Below are 23284 nucleotides of genomic sequence, written 5' to 3'. Positions count from 1 at the left end.
GCGTTCAGTCGGCCAGAACGGGATCAGCCCGCCGTGCCGGGGCGGTTTCGGGGGCCGGGGCGGTCGCGGCCGTCGGGGCTGTTCCGGCGCGCGGAGCGGGAGCGCAGGTGGGCCAGGCGGTCGTTGAAGTGCTCGCTCTCCTCAGGTGTGGGCACGCTGTCCCGGCGGGCCCGGAGACGTTTCCCCGCCGCGTACGGCGGTTCGAAGACCCCGTCGGCGGGGCGGTGGTTCTCGTAGACGACGCCTCCCCCGCGGTCGACCACGTACACCGCCTCGGCGTGGTTTCCGGACTCCAGGTGGCGGGCCACGCCCGGGAGCGCGTCGTAGATCCGCTGGTGCTCTTCGCTCTCGGTCCAGCGGCCGAGCCCTTCGTGGTCCAGCCCGCGCTTGAAGCGGTCGGCGATGCCCAGCAGGCTCTGGCTGCTGTGCGCGGCCACGAACGCCACGGCCACCCGGTATCCGGCCTCCGCGAACCCGTCGAGGAGGTCCCGCGCGTCCGCGCGATCGCCGAGCGGGTCGACCACCACGGTGTCGTACCGCTGCGCCCACAGGTGCTCCAGGCAGCGCTGTTCGAGGTCGGGGGCGAGGTCACGGGCGGCTTCGGGCAGGGCGGTGAACGGGTCCTCCTCGAAGATCTGCGCGTAGAGGGGGTGCGCTTCGGCGTTGTCGTCCCGGTGGTAGACCACGGCGGTGCTCGCGCCGAGGACGTCGCGGATGCTCTCCTGGAGCGAGGTCTTGCCCGCCCCGGGCTGGCCCGCGAGGAAGATCGCCTGGGGGCGTCGGCCGGGTTCGCGTCGGGGTTCCTCGAAGGGGGTGAGCGCGGCCAGTCGGCGTTCCAGGACCAGGGCGTGCTCCCGTGCGCTGAGGTCGCGCCGGGGCCGGGGGCGGATCAGCCGGGAGAGCTCGTCGGCGAGTTTCGGGTATTCGGACAGGAGCACGCCGCGGCTCCAGCGCTCCAGTAAGTGCACGGTGCGTTCGATGTCGAGGTAGAAGTGAACGCCGCGCTCGTAGTCGCCCTGTTCGGGGGAGCCGATCTCGGCGGTGGCGGCGAGCTGCTGGTAGAGGACGCGGACCCGGCGCGCGCCGCCGCGCAGGCGTTCCTGCTCGTGCGCTCGGAGGAAGTGCTCCCGCAAGCCCCGGATCCCCTCCCCCGCGTCGGTGCCCATACCGTCCCCTCCCGGGTCGGTCCCGTCCGCCGCCCCGTGGTAGTCGAACCTTCCTATCCGAGCCAGCCGGTGCGTTGCCAGTGGGCGGGGGCCTGTTGGGGTGGCCGGGTGCGGACATTCCGCTGACCTGCACAATCGTGCTTGCCTCGCTACTCTCAGCTATCCTTCCCGCGACCCGGGTCCGCCCCCTCTCGTCCCCTTCGGAGTCGCCCCCGTGTGGCAGGTGCTGAGAACCTCGCGTGGCAGGCGGACTACGCCGCCCAAATCGAAGCCGAGGGCCTGTGGGGTACCACCGGCGGCCTCGCGCTCCAAGAACGCGTCCTGAACACCCTGCTGTTCGTCCCGATCGGTGTGGTGGCCTACTTCGCCTTCAGCTCGTGGACGGCCAGGCTCCTGTTCGGCCCGGCTCTGTCCCTGACCGTGGAGGCCTCGCAGTGGGCGCTCCCCTGGGGCCGCATGGCCGACATCGGCGACCTCATGGTCAACAGCGCGGGTTCGGTGATCGGGACTCTGATCGCGGCGTTTTCGGTGGGGGCGGTCTCAGCGATCCGCCCAGCCACCCAGGACGAGGAGAACAAAGAGGGCGAAGAGGACGACCAGCTCAGTCCCGCGCGAGGATAAGGAAGGGGAGAAGGAGAAAGGCAGCGGGCTGCCCAGCTCGGCGGGGACCGGGCCGAGTGTCGCGGCCGGTCACGCGTTCCATCGGACACCCGGCGGCGGGGCTGGGGTTCAGCGCTGTGGTGTCGGCTCTGGGAAAGCCGGGGCGTCCGTAACCTGCGCCTGGGGGCTGTCCGCTGCTTCCGAAACCCCCTCATCCCCGATGATCTTGCTACCAGAAGCGAAATCGGCGCCGAACTTGCTTCTGGTAGCAAGATCATCTTCGGAAAAGGGGCCGAAACCGGGCTCGGGGGTGGCGGGGCGCGGTTGTGGTTCGCAGGCAGGCGCGACCGGCCGCGACACGGCCAGGCGTTGCGCACAGGCCGGGGCGAGGGCCGGAGGGAAGGCCCAGGGCAAACCGATACCGGGCACGAACCCGGCTGCGAACCCGACCACAAACCCGGCTGCACGGTCGTGATCCACCTCCCCACCCACCGACCACCCACTGACCTGGGATAGCGCAAACGATGGGGTTGACTCCCCTCTGTGATGGGAACTGGATCGACCGAAACCCCTTTGCAGCCGGGGTTCCCGACTCGCGATCGGGGCATACGACACGTACGAGCACCGGTGGGCGCGCGACTCCCCTCAGACCCCGGGAAGGGTGTGGCTGTTGAGCTCTGGCCACGAACACCGCAATGGAACGGCCGCGGGCGAGGACCGCTTCGGCAACCCCCTCGGCCGACGGCCCGGCCAACCCGCACCGGCGAACAGTCCCTCCTCCCCGGGGGACGACTTCCACACCAGCCGAAACCCGGTGAACTGGCCCATCAGGGTAGGCCTCATCCCGGAACCCGCTGCGCACCTGCGGCAGCGCGCGCTCTCCGGTGTCCTCGACGAGGCCCTCAGCACCTTCGGGGGCCCCGCCGCGCACCAGGTGCTCTCCGGGGAGAGCGGGGTCGGCAAGACCCAGCTCGCCGCCCACCACGCCCGTTTCCTGCGCGCGCACCCCGTTCCGAACCAGCGGCCCGAAGTCCTGCTGTGGGCGGACGCCGCCACCCGGGAGGGGGTCGTCTTCGCCTACGCCCAGGCGGCCCGGCAGCTCTTCGCGCGGGTCCCGGGCGACCCCGAGCTCGCCGCCGGACAGTTCCTGGCCTGGTTGCACGACCCGGTGGACGCCGAGGGCCGCCGCTGGCTGGTGGTGTGGGACGACCTCACCGACCCGGCCGAGGTCGAGGACCTGTGGCCGCCCGCGGGCCGCGAACGCGGGCGGATGATCGTCACCACCCGCCGCCCCGGCCGCCGATCCGGTCACGACCGCGCCCCCGACCGTGAGTCCGGACGCGACCCCGCTCGCGAGCTCAGCCGCGCGCTCGACCTCAACGCCCGCCGGCTGGTCACCGTCCAGGAGTTCTCCCCCGCCGAAGCCGACGGCTACCTGCGGGCCTCGTTCCTGGAAGCGGGGATCGATTACACCGACGACGAACTACGCTCCCTCACCACCGCCCTCGGCCATCTCCCCCTCGCCCTCGCCCAGGCCACCGCGTACATGGCGGACCTCCAGCTCTCCCCCGCCGCCTACCTGGAACTGTTCCACCGGCGCACGGCCGCGCTGGCCGACTCCTTCCCCCGCTGGGCCACCCGCTCCCCGGTCGCCGTCACCTGGGAACTGGCTGTGGAGCGCGCCGACGCCCACCACCCCGAAGGCGTGGCCCGCCCCCTGATGGGACTGATCGCCCTCCTGGACTCCGCGGCCACCCCCGAGCAGGTCCTCGTCTCCCGCCCCATCCGCAACTACCTGGGGCGGCGCACCTTTCCCGCGCGCACCCTGGCCCGGCACGAGGTCCGGCTGGCACTGGCCTCACTGGAGCGGCTCGCGCTCGTCTCACGGGACACCCCGCTGGTGATCGGCGCCCACCACCTCACCCAGCGCGCCGCGCTCGAACACACGCGCACCCGGCCCACCCGGGAGGCGGTCCGCTCCATCGCGGACGGGCTGGTGCACGTGTGGCCGGACACCGCCCAGGACTCGGCTCTGGGGCGCAGACTGCGTTCGAACACCGCCGTGCTGCGCGAGCGTACCGACGGCCGGGTCCGGGTGTGGAGCTGGTTGTGGGAGGAGGGCATTCACCCGGTGTTGTTCCGTGCCGGTCGCGGTCTGGACTCCTCCCGCCAGATGGAGTGGGCGGTCACGTACTGGGAGGTGCTGGCCGAGGCGGTCGCGCACACCCTGGACCCCGACCACACCGGCCGCCCGCACCATCCCCGCCACCCCCAGCATCCGCATGGTTTCGGCCGCTTCGAGCGTCCCGGGCAGCCTGAGGCTCCGGTGGGCCCCGGCCCCGACCACCTGGCGTACTGGTCGGGCGCGACCGCGGACCTGGCCCAGGCGCAGCGTTCGTTCGAGGACCTCTACGAACGCCAGCTGCGCGTGCTCGGCCCCGACCACCTGGACACCCTGCGTACCCGGCACGGCCTGGCCTACCTGCGTTCCCGGGCGGGCGACACGACCGGCGCGATCGTCCGCTACCGGAACCTGCTGGCGGACCTGGAGCGGGTGGTGGGCCCGGACCGGGTGGAGACCCTGAGCACCCGGGGCAACCTGGCGGTCTGCCGGGCCGAGTCGGGAGATCTGACCGCGGCGGTGTTGTCCTCCCAGGAGCTCCTCGCAGACCAGCGCGAACACCTGGGCCCGGACCACCCGAACACCCTCAACACCCTGCACAACCTCGCCCACTGGCGCGGCGTCGCCGGGGACGCCGAGGGTGCGGTGACAGAACTCCGCGAGCTGGTCACCGTCCAGGAGGAGGTGCTGGGGCCCGACCACCCGAGCACTCTGACCAGTCGGCACAACCTGGCCTACTGGCAGGCCCGCGCCCACGACACCACGGGGGCCGCGCACGCTCTGGAGGCCCTGGTGGAGGACCGCCGCCGGGTCCAGGGCCCCGAGCACCCGGACACCCTCGCCAGCCTGCGCCAGCTGGAACGCCTGCGCCGCGAGTGCCGGGCCCGCTCCCAGTCCGACCCCAGCGGTCGGCCGTGCGACGACAGCGGTGCACGGGAGAGCCAGGCGGGCACCAACGGCGGCAACGGCGGCGCGCACGAGGTGGACCCCAACGACGAACCCACCGGACCCCAGGCGCTCAACCAGTCCTGGAGCTGAGCACGCGGAAGGGCCGTGACAGACGACAGGGGGACCTGCCGGGGGTCTGTCACGGCCCTCACCCGCGCGGAGCGGTCACGGGCCGGGGCGACCGGGACCGATCTCGGGATCAGGGGCCGGGGCCACCGGGACCGGGGTCAGTCGCGCAGGGGAGAACCCGCGACGTCGAACTTCTCGCTGCTGGTCCGGCCGGTCATCAGCGGCCGTGCCTCGGCGATCGCGGCGCGCACGCTGTCCAGTTCCAGGGCCGCGCGGTGCGCCTGCGCCGACTCCCACAGCTCGGCGACGAACACCGTGTCCGGCCGCTCCTCGCTGGTACCCACCTCGTACAGCAGGCATCCGGTCTCGTCCAGCTGGGGATTGCGGCGGCTCAGGATCGCCACGGCCTCGTCCCGTCGGCCCGGCTGCGTTTCCAGGGTCACCACGTTCGCGAACGCCATGCCCGGCAGACTACCGGCCGCCCTCTCGGCGCCCGGGCCCTACATGCCGTGCTGGGCTCTGAGCTGGGCGGCCAGTCTCGGGTAGTCCTCGAGGATCTGGTCCTGCTCGTCCGTGGGCAGCTGGGAGACGGTTTTCTCCACCTCGCCGTGGTAGCGCCACAGTCTGTCGAACTCCTGCCACTCCGCGGATCCGCGTTCCGCGCGGTGCCGCAGGGCCTGGTAGATCCGCCGCACGTTGGCCACGCACCCGTCGAGTCGATCGCGGCGCTGGACTCTGGCGACGTGCTCCTGGTACTTGCGCTCCCGGTCCCGCTGCCTGGCGGTCCGGCTATCGCCTTCGGGGCCAAGGTCCATAAGTGTCCGTTCTCTCCAAATCCTGGGGGCGGTCGAACGACCCGTTGCCCGGGTGTCCGCCACTGTCGTTCCTATACCGCTTTCTGCTCTCGGGACAGAGGAAATCAGAGATCGAATCCTATGTGCGACGTCATCGCGACCCTCCCTCGCCCTCCCCTCACCGCGTCTCCGCCGGTCCAGCGCCCCGAATCCCGTTCCAGCCCCCTCCCCCGGCACAGCCGGTGTGCTCTCCGTCACCAGTCGGCCGAGCACCCCGGGCGACCACCAGCGAACACATTCGCCCGTGGCAACACCCATTGGAGAAAGGGGCCGGGATGCCGATGCAAAGCACCCAGGCCCTCTCGGGGCCGACACCAATATCAACAGCCCGACATCGACAACCCGACGAGCGGAAGAATGCGACATGAAAACACCCCCGCCAGGGATCTGACCGTCACCCGGCTCCTGCCGCCCGGCAGCGTCTCCAACGACATAGCGCACACGGTCGACGGGTTGGTGCTCTACCTGTTCAGGGGCGCCATTCCGGGTCTCCCTCTTCCCCCAACGACACACTGCCACCGACCTCGACGTCGACGGTGACCGTCCTGGCCTCCTCCTCGAGAAGCGCGTAAGTCACCGAGGCCCGACCCGGGGTTTCGGTGGTCACCGTGATGCTCGGCCTCCCCTCCTCGTAGACGGAGTCGGCCGGAGCCAGGGATACCTCGGGCATGCTCTCGACCATCCACTCCACGTCCCCGCGCAACGGAATGAAGTGTCCGGGGTCGTGGTGCAGAACGCACCACACCGGCCTGAGCTCGACGGACTCTTCGGCGCAGGTCTCGATGTGGTCGTGGATCTGCTCGACCACCGCTTTCTCGACGTCGGATCGAATGTTCCCGACCGGAAGAGTGAGCTGGGTGTTCTGGTCGGAACGCACCGTCACCGTCTCGAACGCCGGGTCGAACAGCGGATGCTCGTAACTGACTTCATATGTACCGACCACCGCTGTCGCACGGTTGGTTCTTCCAGTGAAAATCCCGGCGGTTTCGGGTTCGAGCACCGTCCCTCCGATGGTCAGGAGACCGCTCGGCTCCTGCGGCAGCACGAGACGGCCGAAGACAGCGATGTAGGAGTCCGGCAGGAGTTCCCACTCCCGAATCCACCCGGTGTCCTCACGAGTCGTCCGCGCCGCTCCGACCCAGCCGTCGTCCTCGCCCTTCCCTGCCCCTTCTCCGCTCCCCGCCACCGCCCTGTCACCGAACCGGAGCTGAACGGCGTAGGGCCTGGGTGCGTTTCTTTCCCGTTCCGGCTCGGGGTGCCAGGAGCTGATCTCGTGCGCCTCACCCAGTGCGATCTCCGGAAGCTCCCAACCCTCAGCCAGAGTCTCCGAGCTGAGCAGGCCGCCATCGACCATCTCCCCCACCCCGTCGAACCACTCCCATTCCGCGGGATTGAACTCCAGCAGCTCGACCATCCGTTCCGCGTCCCCTGCTTCCAGGGCCGCCACGAGTTCCTCCACCGGAACTAGCGGATCGGTGGCCAAAGTCGCGGGTACGCGAATCGCTGCGACCCCCACCAGCAGGACCACGATGCCCAGCACCACCCACAGCTGTGACCTGCGCGCTTCGGGGAGCCGTTCGCCGCACGCCACGCAGAACAGTGATTCCGTGCGTGCGGCCCCGGCTCCGCACCCGGTGCAGAGCCGACGCGCCCCCCGACCCCAACGGGACGGCCACCTCAACCCGTCCTGCTTCCCCAGTTTCCTCATGACGCCGGGGTGTAGCCGCTGACCTGCTGGTACTCCTCGATCAGCCCTGCGGGTCTGGTCTCCACATGCAAGGGTGGCTCTGACTGCCACCACAGCCAGGCGTGCCAGGGCGGCATCCGCTGGATGGCCTCGATCGGCAGAGCCGGACGGTAAACGGGACTGAGTGAGTACTGCCGCTCCGCGTCGGGATAGATGACGCCGGGCCGCACCACCCCCGGCACCTGTCCTGTCACCGACGGCCGGTCCGGGAACACGAACTCCCCTCCCCCGCCGTACGTCGTGGCGTCAACCTGCCTCAGTTCCCCGCCCCACGACGACACGTTGCGCAGGTCGGCTTCATTGGACATCCCGCCATAGATGATCTTGGCCGTCGTCGCGGTGAGAATCGCCTGCTGTTCGTCGGCGCCGTACCTGGCCCGCAGTTGGGCGAGCGACTGTGCCGCCCACAGCGTGATCACCCCGCGCCCGCCACCTTCGGACACCAGCGCGGGCAGGCTCGGCAGCGGAGCGATATTGGCGACCTCGTCCAGGGCGAGCAGAAGCGGATTACGCAACCGGCCTCCCTGAAGCGCCGCAACCTCGGCCGCCCGTTGGGCGATCGAGTCGACCAGGCCAACGATCATCGGTGCCACCACCGCCTGGTAGTGGCTGGGTCCAACGATGAACAGCGTGGAGTTGGTGGCAAGGAAGTGGTCGATGTCCAGGTCGACAGCCGAGCAGGAGTCCAGGACCCTGGGTTCGGCGGTGGCGTCCAGGCAGTTGCGGGCCACGGAGTAGAACGAACCGCGTTCGCGTTCCCCCAGGAACCGCATGGACTCGAGGTCATCGGCCCAGCCGGAGGCCGCTGTGGGGTGGTCACGCAGGATCTGCGCGGGGCGGCGCGTCTCCTGGGCCGCCAGCCACCTACGCACCTCGCTCATCGGCGCCCCACCCAACGCAGCGGCGTGGAAGAGGGCCCGCAGGATGAGCGCGGCCCCGCTCTGCCAGTGCTCGCCGTCGCTCAGCCCGCCGACCGCCCCGGTCATGCCCTGCACTCGCCGGAAGCACACGGCCGGATCCGCGCACCCGGCCAGCGGTGACCAGCGCATCGTGCTGAGACCTTCTCGGCCAAAGCCCTCGCTGTCGAAGGGGTCGTAGACGTAGACCTCCCCCTCGGGCGCCGCGACCCGTCGGCGCCAATTCCCGCAGAAGCGCAGGATGTCTCCACGGGTGGTGGTGCTCACGGCCGGACCGGACCAGTACAGGAGGGCGGGGATGATGATCCCCGAGGTCTTGCCGTACCGGGGCGGGCCGACCAGACCCACGGAGTCGGAGGGCGAGGACCACACCCTTTTGTATCCGTCGGCGGGATCCAGCCCCAGGTAGACACGGTCTCGAGGGGTGATCCGCACGGGTGGGAGCGGAGTGGTTGGGTGCGAGGTGGGGGTGGCGGCCATGGTGTCGGGTCCTTCGGTCCTCGTGTCGTTCGGTTCGTGGATGTCTCGGCCCTTGGTTTCTTCGGCTCTTGGCCCCCTCAGTCCTTGAGTAGCTGGGATTCGGGGTGCCCGGGTATCCCCGGCAGCGATCCCGAGCCCCTCGGTGCCGTTCCCAGCAGGGCATCGTGCAGGGCGGGCTGATCCCCTGGCTCTTCGAGGAGTTCGAGCCTGAGCTCCGTCGGCGGGTGAGTGGCGAGAACCGCCTGGTCCCAACCGTTGCGCGCACCGTCGAAGCTCGCTCCGAGGCGGGTGAGCGCGGTGTACAGACCCGGTCCGTAACCGGCCTCGCGGGCTTCGGCGTCGGCACGGAGTTCGGTACGCCGCCAGTGTCGGGCGCTGAACGGAATGACCAACACACGGATCGTCACCGTGACGCTCCACAGCAGGACCCGGAGCAGGGCGAGCAGGACCGTCAGATACACGGCCGAGGCCTGGGCCCGGTAGGCGATCTCGTACAGCAGGAAGAGCGGCCAGGCCAAGCCTCGGTTCCAGGCCAGACTGAGGGCGTCACCGTGTTTGTAGTGAGCGACCTCGTGTGCGATGACCCCGGCGACGGCTTCGGGGTCGTAGCTGAGCGCGTCGAGCAGCCCTCGGTTGACGATGATGTGTTGGATACCCGAGTGGGCGTTGGGTTCTCGGCTGTCATCGATGAGCAGTTTGGGGGCACGGTCCACCCCCATCCGGGCGGCGGCACGGGCGATCATCGGTTCGAGGAGTTCGGCCTCCCTACGGCTGGGGCGACGCGCCCCGGCCACTCTGAGCCTTGCCGGTTCGGCGATACGGCAGTACAGGACATAGGCCGCGGCGACGGTCACCGCGGTGACGACCTGTCCGAGAGCAAGGGCGATCGGGTAGCCGGAGTCGACCACCCAGAGTGAGAGGAAAGGGGTGGCCAGGGCGTAGTAGGCCATCTTCAGGCCTCCGTTGACCGCCCCGATCAGCGCTCCGATCATCCCGCCGATCTGTGCCGCCGAGGTGGGAAGAAGGTCGGCCAGGCTGATGGGCAGGGGCAGGACCCAGGTGAGGATGCCGTTGACCTGGCGAGCCACTCCGGGTCCGGCGATACCTCCGGACACCAGGCCGCTGATTCCACCGAGGATCGCCCCGAAGACTCCGAGGAAGACCGCCAGCGGCACATTGAACCAAGCGGCGAAGAGCGCGACCGCGTTCCCAAGAAGGTTGTTGAGCGCCCCGGCCGGTCCTCGCCTGGGTGTCCGTTGGCGGAGAGGGCGCTGCTGAGGCGGGCGCTGCCTCGACGTTCGCGGCCGGAGTGTAGGCGCACTCGAAGCGCTCGTTCCCGATGGGCGCTGCCGGTTCCATGCGGGCCCCGGTGGCTCTCGAAGGGGCGAGGTGTCTCAGCGGCCTCATCCGGTTCTTCGGGTGGCCAGGGCTGGCCCGCGGCCCAGGATGGTTCTTCTGGAGTTTCGGGATCGCGCGCCTCAGGCCGGGGGCCTGACCTGAGGAAACCGCTGGGGGGGGTACGGGCGGCACGGTGTCACAGCTGGGGCATCGGGTGTTGACCTCGGACAGCCGTGTCCCGCACTGATCGCAGTACATGGGGGACTCTCATCGGGGGGTATCGAAGACCCGCGCCGGGTCGACGAGGGGGATCTGGATACGGTCGGGGTCGTGGCGCACGCTGGTGCAGTGCCCGAGTTCCCGTGCGGTCTCTCGTTCCAGTTCGGGAAGGTCCCGCTGCCACCAGGTGAGAGACCGGTGGGGTGTGTCGAGGCCGTCCCGGTAGGCGTGCTCCCAGCCGCGCCAGACGTCAAACAGCATCTGGACCACGGCGGGATGCCGGTACCAACAGGGGTGTAGGACGACCGTGACGCGGGGGTGGTGCACGAGAACCCGGAGCATCCAGTCCTGGAGCTGTCCCAGTCGGGTCAGCGCCTGGTCCGGGGCCATGTCGACCCAGACCCAGTCAGCACTGCTCTGGTTGCCCAAAGGCTGGCTCCGGGGCGAGGGATATGTCTGAGCCGACTCCACGAGCTCGAGGACTTCGTCGGCGAGCATGTGCGTCTGCTTCTCAAGCCGAGCCAGACGTTCCAGGGCGGTACCGGCAGCCGGGTTGCCTGAGGGCCGGGCAGAGTCGGGGGCGTTGGGGGTGCTGTCTGCCATCGAGGGCATCACCGTTCGGGTTCGGGGTCTTCGCGCCCCGCTGCGGATTCGTCGCGTCCTCGGTCCCGTTCCGGCTCCGACTCCCGTTGTTCCCCGCGGTCCCCCTGCGCTTCCTGGCTCTTGCGTTCCTCGCGCGCTTCTCGGATCCGCTGAAGCTTGCTGTCCAGGGCCTCTGGTTCCAGGGAGGACACCGGATCAGGCTTCGGGTTGGCCTCTGGGTCCGGCGCGTCCGACGCAGCAGCACCTTCGAAGGATCGGTGATGTGTGGGCTCCGGGTCCGGGCTCGAAGCAGGTTCGTGTGCCCGCTGTCCCTGGGCTTCCGGAGCTTTCGGTGTTTCCGGAGAGCCAGGGCCGGTGCGTTCCGCCGACTGTTGCCGACCTGTCTCCACCTGTTCCCGGAGCGACTGGGCCAGCCCCCTGTCGGGTCTTTCCCGAACACCCTGGTTTTCGCTGGCCTCTCGGGACTGCTCGTGCAGCCGTTCGGCGTCGTCGTTTCGGCTCAGCACCCGGTCCGAGACCTGTTCGGCTTCCCGGTCAGGGCCTAAGCGCTCCGGATCCCGTAGGTATGCGACGCGCGACTCGAAGCGGTCGGTCTCCGCCTGGGTGGGCGGCCGGGAGCGTTCCTCGACTATGGCGTCACGAGCGCCGAGGGGATCGACCATCTGACCGTCCGGGCCACGGTGGTTCTCGTATAGGAGGCCACCGTCCCGATCCGTGACGTAGATGGAGTCGACCAGCCCCTCGGATTCCAGGTGATGGGCGACGTTCGGGATTTCGGCGTAGGTCCGGTCATGTGTCGCCCGCTCGGCCCAACGACCGTGTCCTTGCCGGTCCCGCCCCTTCTGGTAACGATCAGCGGTCCCGAGCAGACTGTTCGACTCATGGGTGGCCACGAAGGCCACACTCGTGTGATAGCCCTCGTCAGAGAAACCTTTTACCCAGCTTTCTGCCCAGTCCTTTCGCCCGAGCGGGTGACTGGCGACAACGTCGTACTTGGTTTCGCCCGCGCGTAAGTGATCCATGCATCTCTGGTGCAGGTCATCAGGTAGATACCCCTCTGCCATACCGTGCCCCTCTGAAGGGTGTTCACGGGCGATCTCCTCATAGTGAGGGTGGCTCTTGGCATTGTCGTCCCCGTCGTAGAGTGCGACCCTAGAGCCTCCGAGCTCACCGTGGACGATCTTCTGAGTGGTTGTCTTTCCCGCACCTTGTTGACCGCCGATGATGACTGCTCTGGGGCGTTCATCTGGCGAACGATCCGGAAGATCCACCGGGGTGAGTGTGGAGAGCCTCGCCCGGACAGCGGATTCCTGTTGCTCTTGTGTGAGCGACCAGTCCCGGGTCACAGGTTGTACTCGCGCTGCAAGCGGGCTGCCAGCTTCGGGTATTCCTCGAGGATCTGGTCCTGTTCCTCCGGTGACAGGGAACCGATTCGCTTCTGGACCTCGACGTACTTGCTCCGTAGTCGCTCGAAATCCTGCTGCTCGGCGGAGCCGGGCTTCGCGAGGTGGGCCAACAACTGGTACTTCAGCCACACACTTTCAATGCACCCGTCGAGCTGCTCACGTTTCTCGATGCTGGCGATGTGAGCGCGCTGTTTTTCGTCGCGGTCGCGTTCGGCGGAGGTTCGGTTGTCCTTGGTTGGCTCGTTGCTCATGGGGCTCCGCTCTCCCAGGGGGGATCAGGGGTGTCACTGACGTTCCTATACCGGTTTCGGGTGTCGGAACAGAGGGAGTTGGGGCTGTGGCCGAGAGTGGTCAGAGGCCGAACCAGGAGCGGCGGCGGTCCTCGGGGACTCCCTGCCAGGAGCGGAGGATCGGCCAGAACAGGGGTGCGGCCAGGAGCAGGGTGAGGGCCCAGCGGAGCGGCCATGCGTATCTGAGCTCCATGAGGACCTGGGGCGCCGAAGGCAAGATGGTGAGAGCGGCGAGCACGGCCGTGACGAAGATCGGGGCAGTGCTGCGGACCCGGCCGGACAGGGACGCGGACAGGCCGATCACCAGGAGCGGGAACGGCAAGCAGAGCCCCAGCATGCCCAGCAGGATGTGGGTCGGGGCCGGCTCCGGGGGGCCGAGGCCGAAGTCGAAACCGCCCCGCAGGGTCATGTAAAGCACCGCTGCGAACAGGCAGACGACGCCGTACAGGGCGACCGCGAACACGGTCGACACCCAGGGGTAGGGGTCCGCGGGGATGCCGGAGACCTGCCGGGTCGGCGGCCCCTGAGCCCGTTCGGACAGCCAGGCCAGGGCGGCCAGGGCCACCGCGCCCAGCACCGGCGTGACGAACACCGCGTACAGCCCCGGCACGTCCAGGTAGAAGGGCGGTGCCATGCCCAGGAACCAGTACACGCCGAGCAGCACGATGACGAGCAGGCCGGTGGCCAGAACAGGGAGCGTGTCGCCCGCCCGCCTGGAGCGGTGCGCACCGAAACCGAGGGCGGCCGCCACGCCCAGGAAGCACACGACGGGGACCAGAGCCTCCGGGCCCGTCGAGCGGGCCGGGGACAGCAGCGCGCTGCCACCGGCCAGGCCGTAGAGCACAACACCGGTCATCGCGCTGAACCGGGCGCTCTGCCGCAGGAGGCTGTCGGTCAGCACCGCCGGGGCTCCGAAGGGCACGCCCTGGTGCGGGCTGTGCTGCGGGCTTTCAGCGGGTTGGTTGTTCTCCGAGGGTCCGGGGGTGGCCATGGGCTGTTCCTCCGGTCAGGACCGCGGGCGGGGGACACTGCTTTCGATCCGCGGGTTTCCGTGCCGGTTCTGCTCAGCGCCGGGGAAGGCCGGAAGCGGCCTCGGGGGAGGCGAAGAGGGAGAGCGGTCCTGCGACGCCGTTCGGCGGAGGACGAGAGGTGGAGGCGCGGCCGGGGTCCAGAGCTTCAGAGATCCGGTTTCAGGGGCCTAAGGAGACCCCTTGCCACTCTCAACTTATAGCGCACCCCCGGGCTTGCCACAAGATCCCCCTCATCGCTGAAAATAGTCGACCGTGACCCGAACCAACCACCCGGGAGACGGTGTGAATCCGCAGGCCACAAGCGCTTTTGACCTTTCCGACCGCCTCTCCCCCAAGGCCGACCCCGCGCTGATCGCCGAAGACGACCGGCACTTCTGCGCCATCCGCGAGAGCCTCGACCAGACCGTCGCCGATCTCTCGGAGCGGCTCGACACCCTCCGCCGGGCGCCCACCGGCAAGGTGCGTGAGGTGCTCGACCGGGACATGGAGGTGCACCGGCTGTCCGCGCGTCTGCGCACCCTGCGCCGCTTCGGCTCCGACCTGTGCCTGGGGCGCATGATCGGCGCGGACAACTCCGGACCCGTCTACGTCGGACGCCTCGGGCTCACCGACCGCGACGGCGAGCGGCTGCTGATCGACTGGCGCTCCCCCGCCGCCGAACCCTTCTTCGCGGCGACCCACGCCAACCCGATGGGCCTGGTGAGCCGCCGCCGGTACCGGTGGAACCTGGGCCGGATCAGCGACTACTGGGACGAGGTGTTCACCGAGGAGGGCTTCGAGGGGAACGCGGCGCTCGACGACCAGTCCGCCTTCATCGCCAGCCTGGGCGCGAACCGCTCGGACCGGATGCGGGACGTGCTGAGCACCATCCAGGCCGACCAGGACGCCATCATCCGGGCGGGGGCGAGCGGAGCGCTGGTCGTGGACGGCGGTCCGGGTACCGGCAAGACCGTGGTGGCCCTGCACCGCACCGCGCACCTGCTCTACTCCGACTCCCGGCTCGGGCACCGCCGCGGCGGGGTGCTGTTCGTCGGCCCGCACCAGCCGTATCTGGCCTATGTCGCCGACGTCCTGCCCAGCCTGGGCGAGGAGGGGGTGCGGACCTGCACCCTGCGCGACCTCGTCCCCGTCCCCGCACCCGACCGCGCCGCCACCGGAAGCAGGGACGCCGCCGCCGGAACCAGCGCCGCTGTCCGAGGCGACCTGCCTGCGGAGGCCGACCCGGAGGCGGCCCGGCTGAAGTCCTCCGCGGAGCTGGTGAAGGCGGTCGAACCGGCGGTGCGCTTCTACGAGCGTCCGCCCGAGCAGGGCATGACGGTCGCCACCCCCTGGGCCGAACTGCGGCTGAGCGCCACCGACTGGGCCGAGGCGTTCCGGTCGCTGGACCCGGGCATCCCGCACAACGAGGCGCGCGAGCCCATCCTCGACGAGCTGGTGGAGATCCTCACCGACCAGCTGACCGGTCAGCTGCCGAGCCGGTACTCGGACCGGTACGACGAGGACGACGACGACCCCGCCGAGGAGGACATCACGCCCGCGATCCTCAAGGCCGCCCTGCTCCGGGAGGGTGAACTCCCCCGTGCCCTGAACCGGGCCTGGCCGCTGCTGGAGCCGACCGACCTGGTCGGTGACCTGTGGTCGGTCCCCGCCTACCTGCGCCTGTGCGCGCCCTGGCTGGAGCCCGACGAGATCCGTGCCCTCCAGCGCGGGCAGGACCGCGCCCAGGACTGGACGGTCTCTGATCTGCCCTACCTCGACGCCGCCCGCCAGCGCCTCGGCGACCCGAAGGCCGCACAGCGCCAACGCAGGCGCCAGGCCTCAGCGGCGGCCGAGCAGGAGCGTATGTCCTCGGTGATCGACAACATCATCCAGGCCGACGACGACGGCGAGGGGCTGGTGACGATGCTGCACAACCAGGACCTCAAGGACGCCCTGGTGGACGAGTCCGCGCTGCCCGCCGCCGATCCGGACCTGCTCGCGGGGCCGTTCGCGCACATCGTGGTGGACGAGGCCCAGGAGCTGACCGACGCCGAGTGGCAGATGCTGCTGCTGCGCTGCCCCTCCCGGAGCTTCACCATCGTCGGCGACCGCGCCCAGGCCCGGCACGGGTTCACCGGCCCCGGCGGTGAGAACGAGTCCTGGGAGGAGCGGTTGGAGCGGGTCGGCTGCGCCCGGGTCGGGATGGCCTCGCTGAGCATCAACTACCGGACCCCGGAGGAGATCATGACCGAGGCCGAGCCGGTCATCCGTGCGGCCCTCCCGGACGCCAACGTGCCGACCTCCATCCGCAGCAGCGGTGTCCCGGTCAAACACGGGTCGGTGTCGGATCTGGGGGCGGTCCTGGACACGTGGTTGGCGGCGAACGCGGAGGGCACCGCCTGCGTCATCCGCGATCCTGATTTCGGTGCCGCGCCACGGGTGCGTTCACTGACCCCGGAGCTGGCCAAGGGTCTGGAGTTCGACCTGGTCGTGCTCATCGACCCGGAGGCCTTCGGCGACGGCATCGAGGGGGCGGTGGACCGCTACGTGGCCATGACTCGCGCGACCAGTCAGCTGGTCGTCCTCACCAGTCCCTGAGCTGATTCGTTCAGGCAAGCCCGCAGGTCCGGCTCGGCATAGTCCGGCCAGAAGCAAGAAGTCCAGTTCGCGGGTGCGCCCGGTGATCAACCCGCCGGGCGCGCCCCCGGCACACGGCCCTGAGCTCATCAGCGCGCGAAGCGCTCAAGCGGCTCGGTGTCCAGGGCGACCTCCATGCCCGGAAGTGGGGCCGCCTCACCGAAGGGATAAATACTGCGGTCCAGGTACTGGCCCTGAACTGGGCGGCTGTGCACCACAAGGGCGTTGGCATCGCGATCCACCAGAAGGTAGAGGTCGATGCCGGTCTCCGCGTAAGCAGCGGGCTCCTCAACGCGATCCCGGGCGAGAGTGTCAGCATCCCAGAAGGTCACTTCGACCACGGCCAGAACGCCTCCGGGATCGGCCCAATCACCCGCATCGTCGAAAAGGCCAGCTGGAACAAGGATCCCGTCCGGGCGGGCCCGCTCTTCGCGGTGGGCGCCGACCTTGAGCCCCAGCCCACTGGTGATAAGGGCGATCTCGGCGCGACGAGCGAGGAACTCGCGCACCAGCCAAGCGAGGATCCCGGTGTGTGCCCCGTCAGGCGCGCTGCGAGACCAGACTCTTCCGCCGAACATCTCCATCCGAGAGCGGTCAGCCTCGAACGCCTGCCCGGCAAGCTGCTCGAACAGCTCCGGGCTCATCGGGAGCACCGTCGTTTCAGGCGGTGGGCGATATTCGGCGATAGTCGTGCCTCTCTTGAAGTACTGCCGATGGTCGGCGTTATGCGTGATGGTGAAGGTCCAGTGAGCGATACCACCAGAGGGCCCAAGTTTCAGCGTAGGCGGATGCGAGGCGATCCCGCAGGTCGAGCAAGAGACTGAAGCCCAACCACTACTGAAGGTGCACTTCCCTCCAGCTTCTTGGAGGAGTCGTGCAGGCTACCGACTGGTTATTCAGTAGGTCTCAGAGCCCTCTCTGACGGGGTCCTACAAAGAGGAAAGAGAACACAGGAACGACTCGAACGGGCTCGCCTCAAATCGGATTGTCGTCCTTGTCCCACTTCAACAACGAGACCAATTCACCCTGACTGCCAAACTCTCCCTCTTGGTACAGTTTCCCGTTTTTATGCCACTCCAGCCAGGCCCCAATAGCTCCGTAAGTGTAGTCGCACATGCCCTTGTTTCTTGGTGATCTATCTTCGCACCAGGCCAGATGAGGACCGTCCTGCACACCGTCAGCGCAAGCAATTAGCTCGATCGTTGCCCGACCCTTTGACTATTCCGCCACCTCTCCCGTAAATGAAATTCCATCAAGCATGATTTCTCCATATTGGTCGATATTAACATCTGAGTTTTTGACTCTTCTCACGATAAGCCACCGCCCCGGGTGTGGTATAAATTCAGGGCCGGGCAGCCGGAGGGTGAAACTTCCTCCGACTGCCAAATCCTACTGCGAGGACAGCTCGACAATTGACCCACCGGAACTAGAGGGAAGAATTTATTTCCCTCAGAAGACTCAATGAGTCAGCCTTCGCTGGAATGGTTCCCGGAAGAATCTCTCCAGCCCCTTCTTCGCTGACATTTCCTATCCATTTTTTCAGGGCCGCCGTTGATGTGAGCCCCAGTTTGTGATCATTGATCATCCGCTGCACCCAATGGCCTGTGGCATTTCGATCCTCAATACCAGCGGACGCATGAGCCATGAAATCGGCGGCTTTTCCATCCAGGGATGCCCAGAGAAACCCAATCGAATTTCCGTTTCTATACACGGGAGCGTACAGCACGGCCCCACTGGAGGTTCGTTCGAATCCGGGAATTGAGCCTCTTCTTTTGAGTTCCAGGTCTTCCCACATCTCACCACGCGAGGTGTAGGCTGCCGGATCAGGGCGATCGGCGCTCATGGCAATATCAGCTCCTTGCTCTGTATTTAAAGTAGGCTCCCACGGAAATCTAGTCTGCCTCTACTCGGGCCACCAGTTCCCAACTTCCGGTCGCAGGATCCTGTCTAACCGATTCAAAAACGATACTGGACCCACGAGGAAGGATCATCTCATTCTGGTCCGGATACTTGCTATTCTGACCAACCCACATAGCCCTGTTTCCTTCCGGCACTAAAATTTCAAGTTGAAATGGATGATCCTTCGGATCGTTGAACGCGGCTTTCCCTCCCATTGTGCCTGACAGGAAACCCTCCTCTGTGAAAGTAGAGCCTTGAAGCTTATGAGGTGAGTCGATACCCAGTGAAGGGTCAAGCATGAAATCTACTTCGCGCAACCCACGCTTCATCGCGATAGCTTCAGGCAATCTTTCCGTGAACGAAGAATCGAATATATCCAGATTTTCTTCAATCACTCTTCTGACTTCACCAGGATTGCCAGCCGTAGGATCTGGACCGCCGAACCATTCTCGGAGCCAGTCACCGAGATAGGGTGGATCAAGACCCATTATGTGATCGATTGCAGCATCTTTATCGGAGGCCCTGGAAAAACTATTATAGTAGTAAGACTTCTCCGTATAGCTTCGCACGGTGTGCTTTTGCTCTGGGCTTAGACCATCAAAATGATGGTCGAGGATTCTATTCCCGTACTCTAGCCCTTCCGCATCTGTCGCGAACCGGCGTACGCCATCGCTCCCGACTTCCCCTGGGTAGTTCGCAGCTGGGTCCGGAGATGACGGCAGCCCGGAAGGATTGGACGTACCTGAGTTGGAATCCGGGGAACCGGAACTTTGGCCGCTCTGTCCACCTTCGCCCTGGTCTCCGGAGGTGCTGGGTGGGTCCCCGTTGTCGCCCGATCCGCCGTCACCGCTGCTGCTTCCAGGGGATTGCTCTGCGTCCTGGCTACTGGTGCGGTCGACGGGCGTGGGGCTCGGTGTGTTCCCATCGGAGCTTCCGGGCGTTGCTGGGGAATCTGAGCGGTTGCCGGTGCCGGTGCCGGGGGCGTCGGTGTCGGTGGCGTTGGCCCGGGGCGGAGGGCTGGCCGGGGTGCCTCGGGATTCGGTGAGGGTGTTGTTGTTACCCCCGCCCCCACCGCCCACGAGGGCGGGTTGTGACTCGGAACCTCGATCGTTGGGCCGGGGGCCCGCATCGCCCAACCAGTCGGAAGGGCCGTTGCCGTCGGAGTTCTTGGAGCCCGGGTCCGAGTCGTTGCCGCGGTTGCCTGGCTCGGGGGACAGGGCCTCTTCGGTTCGGTTGAGGTCTCCGCCGGTGGGTCCGTGCTCGGAGCCGTTCGACTGGTTGGGACCGCTGCCTCCTGACTGGGCCAGCGCCAGATCCTCCAGGAGCCGCTTCAACTCCGCCAGCTGGCTGGGGCTCATCCCGGTGGTGTCGATGTGCGTTACCGGCTGGCCGTTCCCGCCGGTGCCGGGGATCTCCGGAAGATCGGTCAGGTCGACATCGGAACTACCGCGTCGGCCGGAGTTGCTCATGCCGTCGAGGATGTCCAGTCCCCGCCAGGCCAACAGCGGTACACCCGCCACAGCCCCCACCCCGGTGACGGTCAGGGCCACGCCCACCCCCAGGGAACCGATGTTGAGGGCACCCATGGCGAGCACATAACCCGGGCTGTCGTCCCACTCCTCCCACGGCACGATCGCGTGCGCGAGATCCTTCCAGGCCTCATGGATGGTTTCAGCACCCGACCAGGCCAGAGAGTCACTCTCGGCGTCATACATGCCGACCAGCGCGGCCGCGGCGGTCAGGTTGTCCCAGTGGTAATCCTTGAGCGCATCACCCCAGGATTTTTCGAACCACCTCCCGTCGGAGTACGCGCCCACCATCCCGCCGACGCCTTCGGCGGCCCCTATCGCGAAGTCGTCCACCGCGCGCAGCGCGTCCTGGTGCCAGAACAGGTCGGAGGTGGCGTTGGGTCCCCATGCGGAGGGGGCGTCCACGTACGTGTTGATCGAGTCGTAGACGAAGGCGTTGGTCAGATAAACAGCACTGGCCGCGTTGGAGAACTGGGTACGTCCGTACAGCTCGGCGTTGATGGCGTTGGCACAGTCGCGCTGGGCGCGTTCGTACCGGCCGATCAGCCCTTCGGCCTTGCCCTTGAGCTCGTTGCTCTTCTCGACGTTGGAGCTTTTCATGGTGGCCCAGTGGTCGGCCTTGTCCCAGTCCGGGTCGTCGACCACGCTGTTCCGAAAGGTATGAGCCGCGCCTGTCAGGTCGCTCCACGCGCTCTTGATCTGTCGGACCTCTTCGGCGAAGGCGCCCAGGGCGGTCGCGGCCCGGTCCATGGCGGCCTCGACATCGACGCCCTTGTCGGAGACCGGGGCCAGAGCGCTGAGCAGCGTCTCGGATTCGGGTGCGGTGTAGCACGTGGACAGGCCGCCCCAGGAGGCGACGATGTCATCGCCGGTCTGGGCCACTGCCTCACCCGCCAGGCGCAGGGCGTGGGCCTGGTTGTGGAACTCGACGTGGTCGAGGGTGGGCACGGGGAAGACGGAGGGATCGATGATGCCGTTGCAGTCCTGCAGCGGAACCGGCCCGCTGACGGTCTCAGACATGAGAGGGGGCTCTCCTGGCGTGGGGGGTGGGGAAAGCGTTCGGGGACCTACACGGGGGGGGTCTACACGGGACCGTCGATGGCGCCAGGGGGACGGCGTACCGGAATGTCCCCGGCGGTGGACTGAGCCTCGGCGGCCATCTCCAGGTCGCCGTTGATGTAGGCGGTGGTGGCTTCGCTAGCGCCTTCGAGACCACTGACGGTCTTGGTGACCATGTCGCCCATCACCCCGAAGTAGTGTTCGCAGAACTCACCCAGAGCGATGGCGATGGGGACGCTTTCGGCCATCTCGTTGATGGTCTCGACCTTGGTCGCTATCTCCTGCATGTTCCCGAGCAAACCGTCTGAAGAGCCTTCCTCGCCCAGGTGGCCAGCGGTGTCGGTGAGGACCTGGCTCACCTGTTCTGGGTTGATGTCCCAGCTACCCACGGGTGTCCTCCAGGGGGTGAGAGCGGAAGGCCTGGGGGCGGAAGACTTCCACGCTGGGTTCGGGGCTGGCCTCGGTGAAGGACGGCTCTGCCTGCGGGCGGGCGGCCTCGACTGTGTGGAGCATGCGGTTCAGCAAGACGTGCAGCCGGCTGAAGTCCGCGTGGGCCTGGCTGTGCATCCGTTCAGAGGCCGCGGCGATCAAGGCACCGGGAGAAGGGGGCGGTTTCCCTTCCCCAGACTGTTCCGCCCCCTGGGCCTGGTGGAGACCAGGTTCGGGGGATGAGTCCCACTCCTCATCCGGGGTGAATTCAAACTTCACGGGCCCGCCTCTCCCCTCCGCTGCTACGCGATCGTGTGGCCGTGCGTGGTGTGAGTTGCGCTGTGAGTAGCTGAGGTTCTGATTCTGGCGGGTTTTGTCATGCTGTGTCAGGGCATATCTGGCGGCCTGAAAGAGGCGCAGTGGAACAGGATCGAGCGTCCCGGGAGGTCATCGGGACATCAAGGGCACCGGAGCCAACAGGGCAGAAGGGGTGGCCGGAATCGGCCATGTGATGTGCTTCATGGTGCTGGGCTGTGGTGAGTGCGGAGAGGGCGAGCACGCGAGGAACCGGGTGGGCGGCCTGGGGCGGGCCGCCCACCCGGTGGGCGGGTTCGGAGGGTTCCGGCTATCTGAGGCGCGTGGCTGACCGGAGGCGGTCAGCCACGGGACCCGGTGGGTCGGGGCAGTTGCTCGGGGCGGCCGTCCGGTGGGAGCCAGGGTTCGGGGAGCGGGGACCGTTCGATGAGGGCCCGGTTCAGGCGTTCCCACTCCCGGGCCGCCTCCCGGAGCGCACGCCAGGCGACCACCACTCCCCCGACCTCCCACAGCGTCTCGCTCACCGCGTCGTAGCACTGGGTGGCGTACTCGTAGGCGATCCCGCGACGCGACGACGGCGGGGCCGGGCGCAGGGCCGCCCGCCAGATGCTCGGCAGCGGACCGCCGGACCTGATCTGACGGTCGAGCTCGGAGAACAGCCCGTCCACCCGGGTGAGGGTGCGGACCGCGTGCGCCGACCTCCCCGGGCGCCGCAGGAGCCGACCGATCTCCGAAACCAGCTCATCGGCGCGGCTGGCACCTCCCGGAGCGACGGGCACCGGGTTGAGCGGGCTGGAACCGAGCGGCCGCGGGGCGAGGGAGCCCGGTGCCACCCCGGAGGGAAGGGGCTTCAGGGCGGGGGTGTGGGAGCGGGCATGGGGGTGGGAGCGGGCGCTGGGGCTGGAGGCGTTGGTGTTCATGCGCAGCACCCCCTGACGGCGGCGGGGAGGGTATCCGCGTACCGGCGCACCCGGCGGGAGCGGCGGCGGAACTCGGTGATGAGCCCCCAGGTGTAGCCGTAGGAGGAGGCGTGGAGGCCTCGCGTCGGACGTGCGAGCCGCACGGGTGCAGCGAGCACGCCAAAGAGGAGCAGTAGGATCTGCATCGTCGTCCTGTCATGTTCAGGTCGGCCATGGCCCCGGGGCGTGTTCCAGCACGTCGCCGGGGTCCCGTGCGTTACGGGTTCTTTACTGTACCCCACTGATCTTCAGTGTTCCATGGATAACTTCACACTTCCCGAAATGACAGTCCTGAACCTAGCTCCTCCAGGCTCGATACATGGACTTGCCTAGCGGATACACAGCGGACAGCGAGATCGACAACGAGGGCATGGACCCTGTGTGGCTACAGCTGGCCGCGATCCTCGTCGCGCGCATCGATGCGGGGCGCTACCCAGCCGGAAGAGCCATCCCGTCGCTCAACCAGCTGGTCCAGGAGTTTGGGGTCGCGCGCGGAACCATCGTTAAGGCCACGAACTATCTGGCAGATCTCGGCCGGGTACGCGCTGTGCACGGACGGGGAGTATTCGTCCTACCGAGAGATTGACACCTTTGCCCGCTTTCGGGCTATGCGTGAACTCAAGGAGTCAAAAAAGTGGGGCGGATTCCCGGGAATCCGTCCCACCACGCTCTGTGCTTCCCTCATAAT

At 67.8% G+C, this 23284-nt stretch carries 20 protein-coding genes; 4 read left to right on the top strand and 16 right to left on the bottom strand.

Annotation, left to right across the window (positions count from 1 at the left end; genetic code table 11):
• Positions 1 to 23: 23 nt before the first annotated feature.
• Entirely contained in the window at positions 24 to 1166 is a 1143-nt protein-coding gene (locus tag NE857_RS06810) for a zeta toxin family protein (protein ID WP_254420240.1), read from the bottom strand.
• Between the two features lie 216 nt (positions 1167 to 1382).
• Between NE857_RS06810 and NE857_RS06805 the strand changes: the two genes are divergently transcribed.
• Together NE857_RS06805 and NE857_RS06800 are read left to right on the top strand one after the other, a co-directional pair.
• A complete protein-coding gene (locus NE857_RS06805) occupies positions 1383 to 1787 on the top strand; it encodes a VanZ family protein (RefSeq protein ID WP_254420239.1) in 405 nt (134 codons plus the stop codon).
• A 649-nt stretch (positions 1788 to 2436) separates the two neighbouring features.
• A complete protein-coding gene (locus NE857_RS06800) occupies positions 2437 to 4926 on the top strand; it encodes a tetratricopeptide repeat protein (RefSeq protein ID WP_254420238.1) in 2490 nt (829 codons plus the stop codon).
• Positions 4927 to 5063: 137 nt separating this feature from the next.
• On the opposite strand, the gene NE857_RS06795 is transcribed toward NE857_RS06800, so the two are convergent.
• The 9 genes from NE857_RS06795 to NE857_RS06755 form a co-directional block, all read right to left on the bottom strand.
• Positions 5064 to 5366 (bottom strand): putative quinol monooxygenase, encoded by a 303-nt coding sequence (locus tag NE857_RS06795; RefSeq protein WP_254420237.1) that lies wholly within the window; start codon positions 5364 to 5366, stop codon positions 5064 to 5066.
• A gap of 39 nt (positions 5367 to 5405) precedes the next feature.
• Positions 5406 to 5720 (bottom strand): hypothetical protein, encoded by a 315-nt coding sequence (locus NE857_RS06790; RefSeq protein ID WP_254420236.1) that lies wholly within the window; start codon positions 5718 to 5720, stop codon positions 5406 to 5408.
• Positions 5721 to 6228: 508 nt separating this feature from the next.
• Positions 6229 to 7350: a peptidase associated/transthyretin-like domain-containing protein gene (locus NE857_RS06785; RefSeq protein WP_254420235.1), complete on the bottom strand. Its 1122-nt coding sequence runs from the start codon at positions 7348 to 7350 to the stop codon at positions 6229 to 6231.
• A gap of 113 nt (positions 7351 to 7463) precedes the next feature.
• The gene (locus NE857_RS06780; RefSeq protein WP_254420234.1) at positions 7464 to 8903 is read right to left on the bottom strand and encodes a type IV secretory system conjugative DNA transfer family protein; all 1440 of its coding nucleotides are present in this window, start codon (positions 8901 to 8903) and stop codon (positions 7464 to 7466) included.
• Positions 8904 to 8980: 77 nt separating this feature from the next.
• Positions 8981 to 10078, bottom strand: a complete 1098-nt coding sequence (locus tag NE857_RS06775) for a M48 family metalloprotease (protein WP_254420233.1) — start codon at positions 10076 to 10078, stop codon at positions 8981 to 8983.
• A gap of 430 nt (positions 10079 to 10508) precedes the next feature.
• Complete coding sequence (locus NE857_RS06770; protein WP_254420232.1) at positions 10509 to 11063, bottom strand: DUF4913 domain-containing protein; 555 nt, start codon at positions 11061 to 11063, stop codon at positions 10509 to 10511.
• 8 nt (positions 11064 to 11071) lie between these two features.
• The gene (locus NE857_RS06765) at positions 11072 to 12334 is read right to left on the bottom strand and encodes a zeta toxin family protein (RefSeq protein ID WP_254420231.1); all 1263 of its coding nucleotides are present in this window, start codon (positions 12332 to 12334) and stop codon (positions 11072 to 11074) included.
• A gap of 71 nt (positions 12335 to 12405) precedes the next feature.
• Complete coding sequence (locus NE857_RS06760) at positions 12406 to 12720, bottom strand: hypothetical protein (protein ID WP_254420230.1); 315 nt, start codon at positions 12718 to 12720, stop codon at positions 12406 to 12408.
• Positions 12721 to 12820: 100 nt separating this feature from the next.
• A complete protein-coding gene (locus NE857_RS06755; protein ID WP_254420229.1) occupies positions 12821 to 13750 on the bottom strand; it encodes a hypothetical protein in 930 nt (309 codons plus the stop codon).
• A 322-nt stretch (positions 13751 to 14072) separates the two neighbouring features.
• On the opposite strand from NE857_RS06755, the gene helR reads away from it, so the two are divergent.
• The gene (gene helR / locus NE857_RS06750) at positions 14073 to 16367 is read left to right on the top strand and encodes an RNA polymerase recycling motor ATPase HelR (RefSeq protein ID WP_254421897.1); all 2295 of its coding nucleotides are present in this window, start codon (positions 14073 to 14075) and stop codon (positions 16365 to 16367) included.
• Between the two features lie 128 nt (positions 16368 to 16495).
• On the opposite strand, the gene NE857_RS06745 is transcribed toward helR, so the two are convergent.
• From NE857_RS06745 to NE857_RS06725, 6 genes are all read right to left on the bottom strand, one after another.
• Positions 16496 to 17050 (bottom strand): Uma2 family endonuclease, encoded by a 555-nt coding sequence (locus NE857_RS06745; RefSeq protein WP_254420228.1) that lies wholly within the window; start codon positions 17048 to 17050, stop codon positions 16496 to 16498.
• 782 nt (positions 17051 to 17832) lie between these two features.
• The gene (locus NE857_RS06740) at positions 17833 to 18249 is read right to left on the bottom strand and encodes a hypothetical protein (protein ID WP_254420227.1); all 417 of its coding nucleotides are present in this window, start codon (positions 18247 to 18249) and stop codon (positions 17833 to 17835) included.
• A gap of 49 nt (positions 18250 to 18298) precedes the next feature.
• Entirely contained in the window at positions 18299 to 20854 is a 2556-nt protein-coding gene (locus NE857_RS06735) for an ADP-ribosyltransferase (protein ID WP_254420226.1), read from the bottom strand.
• A 62-nt stretch (positions 20855 to 20916) separates the two neighbouring features.
• Positions 20917 to 21282, bottom strand: coding sequence for a DUF6507 family protein (locus NE857_RS06730; RefSeq protein WP_254420225.1), 366 nt, complete (start codon positions 21280 to 21282; stop codon positions 20917 to 20919).
• Complete coding sequence (locus tag NE857_RS34195) at positions 21275 to 21406, bottom strand: hypothetical protein (RefSeq protein WP_301184310.1); 132 nt, start codon at positions 21404 to 21406, stop codon at positions 21275 to 21277. Before NE857_RS34195 ends, NE857_RS06730 begins: the two co-directional genes overlap by 8 nt.
• Before the next feature lie 572 nt (positions 21407 to 21978).
• Positions 21979 to 22557, bottom strand: a complete 579-nt coding sequence (locus tag NE857_RS06725; RefSeq protein ID WP_254420224.1) for a hypothetical protein — start codon at positions 22555 to 22557, stop codon at positions 21979 to 21981.
• Positions 22558 to 22915: 358 nt separating this feature from the next.
• Between NE857_RS06725 and NE857_RS06720 the strand changes: the two genes are divergently transcribed.
• On the top strand, positions 22916 to 23182 hold the full coding sequence (locus NE857_RS06720) for a GntR family transcriptional regulator (RefSeq protein ID WP_026116525.1): 267 nt from the start codon (positions 22916 to 22918) through the stop codon (positions 23180 to 23182).
• Positions 23183 to 23284: the final 102 nt, after the last annotated feature.

It is taken from the genome of Nocardiopsis exhalans (genome assembly GCF_024134545.1).
Taxonomy (GTDB): Bacteria; Actinomycetota; Actinomycetes; order Streptosporangiales; family Streptosporangiaceae; genus Nocardiopsis; species Nocardiopsis exhalans.
Note: the sequence above shows the minus strand (reverse complement) of the source record. Positions and strands in the feature narration are given on the sequence as shown.

Coding starts and splice junctions, on each gene's coding strand:
- NE857_RS06810 (WP_254420240.1), bottom strand. CDS start 1,166: ATGGGCACCGACGCGGGGGAGGGGATCCGGGGCTTGCGGGAGCACTTC.
- NE857_RS06795 (WP_254420237.1), bottom strand. CDS start 5,366: ATGGCGTTCGCGAACGTGGTGACCCTGGAAACGCAGCCGGGCCGACGG.
- NE857_RS06790 (WP_254420236.1), bottom strand. CDS start 5,720: ATGGACCTTGGCCCCGAAGGCGATAGCCGGACCGCCAGGCAGCGGGAC.
- NE857_RS06780 (WP_254420234.1), bottom strand. CDS start 8,903: ATGGCCGCCACCCCCACCTCGCACCCAACCACTCCGCTCCCACCCGTG.
- NE857_RS06770 (WP_254420232.1), bottom strand. CDS start 11,063: ATGGCAGACAGCACCCCCAACGCCCCCGACTCTGCCCGGCCCTCAGGC.
- NE857_RS06760 (WP_254420230.1), bottom strand. CDS start 12,720: ATGAGCAACGAGCCAACCAAGGACAACCGAACCTCCGCCGAACGCGAC.
- NE857_RS06755 (WP_254420229.1), bottom strand. CDS start 13,750: ATGGCCACCCCCGGACCCTCGGAGAACAACCAACCCGCTGAAAGCCCG.
- NE857_RS06745 (WP_254420228.1), bottom strand. CDS start 17,050: ATGAGCCCGGAGCTGTTCGAGCAGCTTGCCGGGCAGGCGTTCGAGGCT.
- NE857_RS06740 (WP_254420227.1), bottom strand. CDS start 18,249: ATGAGCGCCGATCGCCCTGATCCGGCAGCCTACACCTCGCGTGGTGAG.
- NE857_RS06735 (WP_254420226.1), bottom strand. CDS start 20,854: ATGTCTGAGACCGTCAGCGGGCCGGTTCCGCTGCAGGACTGCAACGGC.
- NE857_RS34195 (WP_301184310.1), bottom strand. CDS start 21,406: ATGCTCCACACAGTCGAGGCCGCCCGCCCGCAGGCAGAGCCGTCCTTC.
- NE857_RS06725 (WP_254420224.1), bottom strand. CDS start 22,557: ATGAACACCAACGCCTCCAGCCCCAGCGCCCGCTCCCACCCCCATGCC.
- NE857_RS06720 (WP_026116525.1), top strand. CDS start 22,916: ATGGACTTGCCTAGCGGATACACAGCGGACAGCGAGATCGACAACGAG.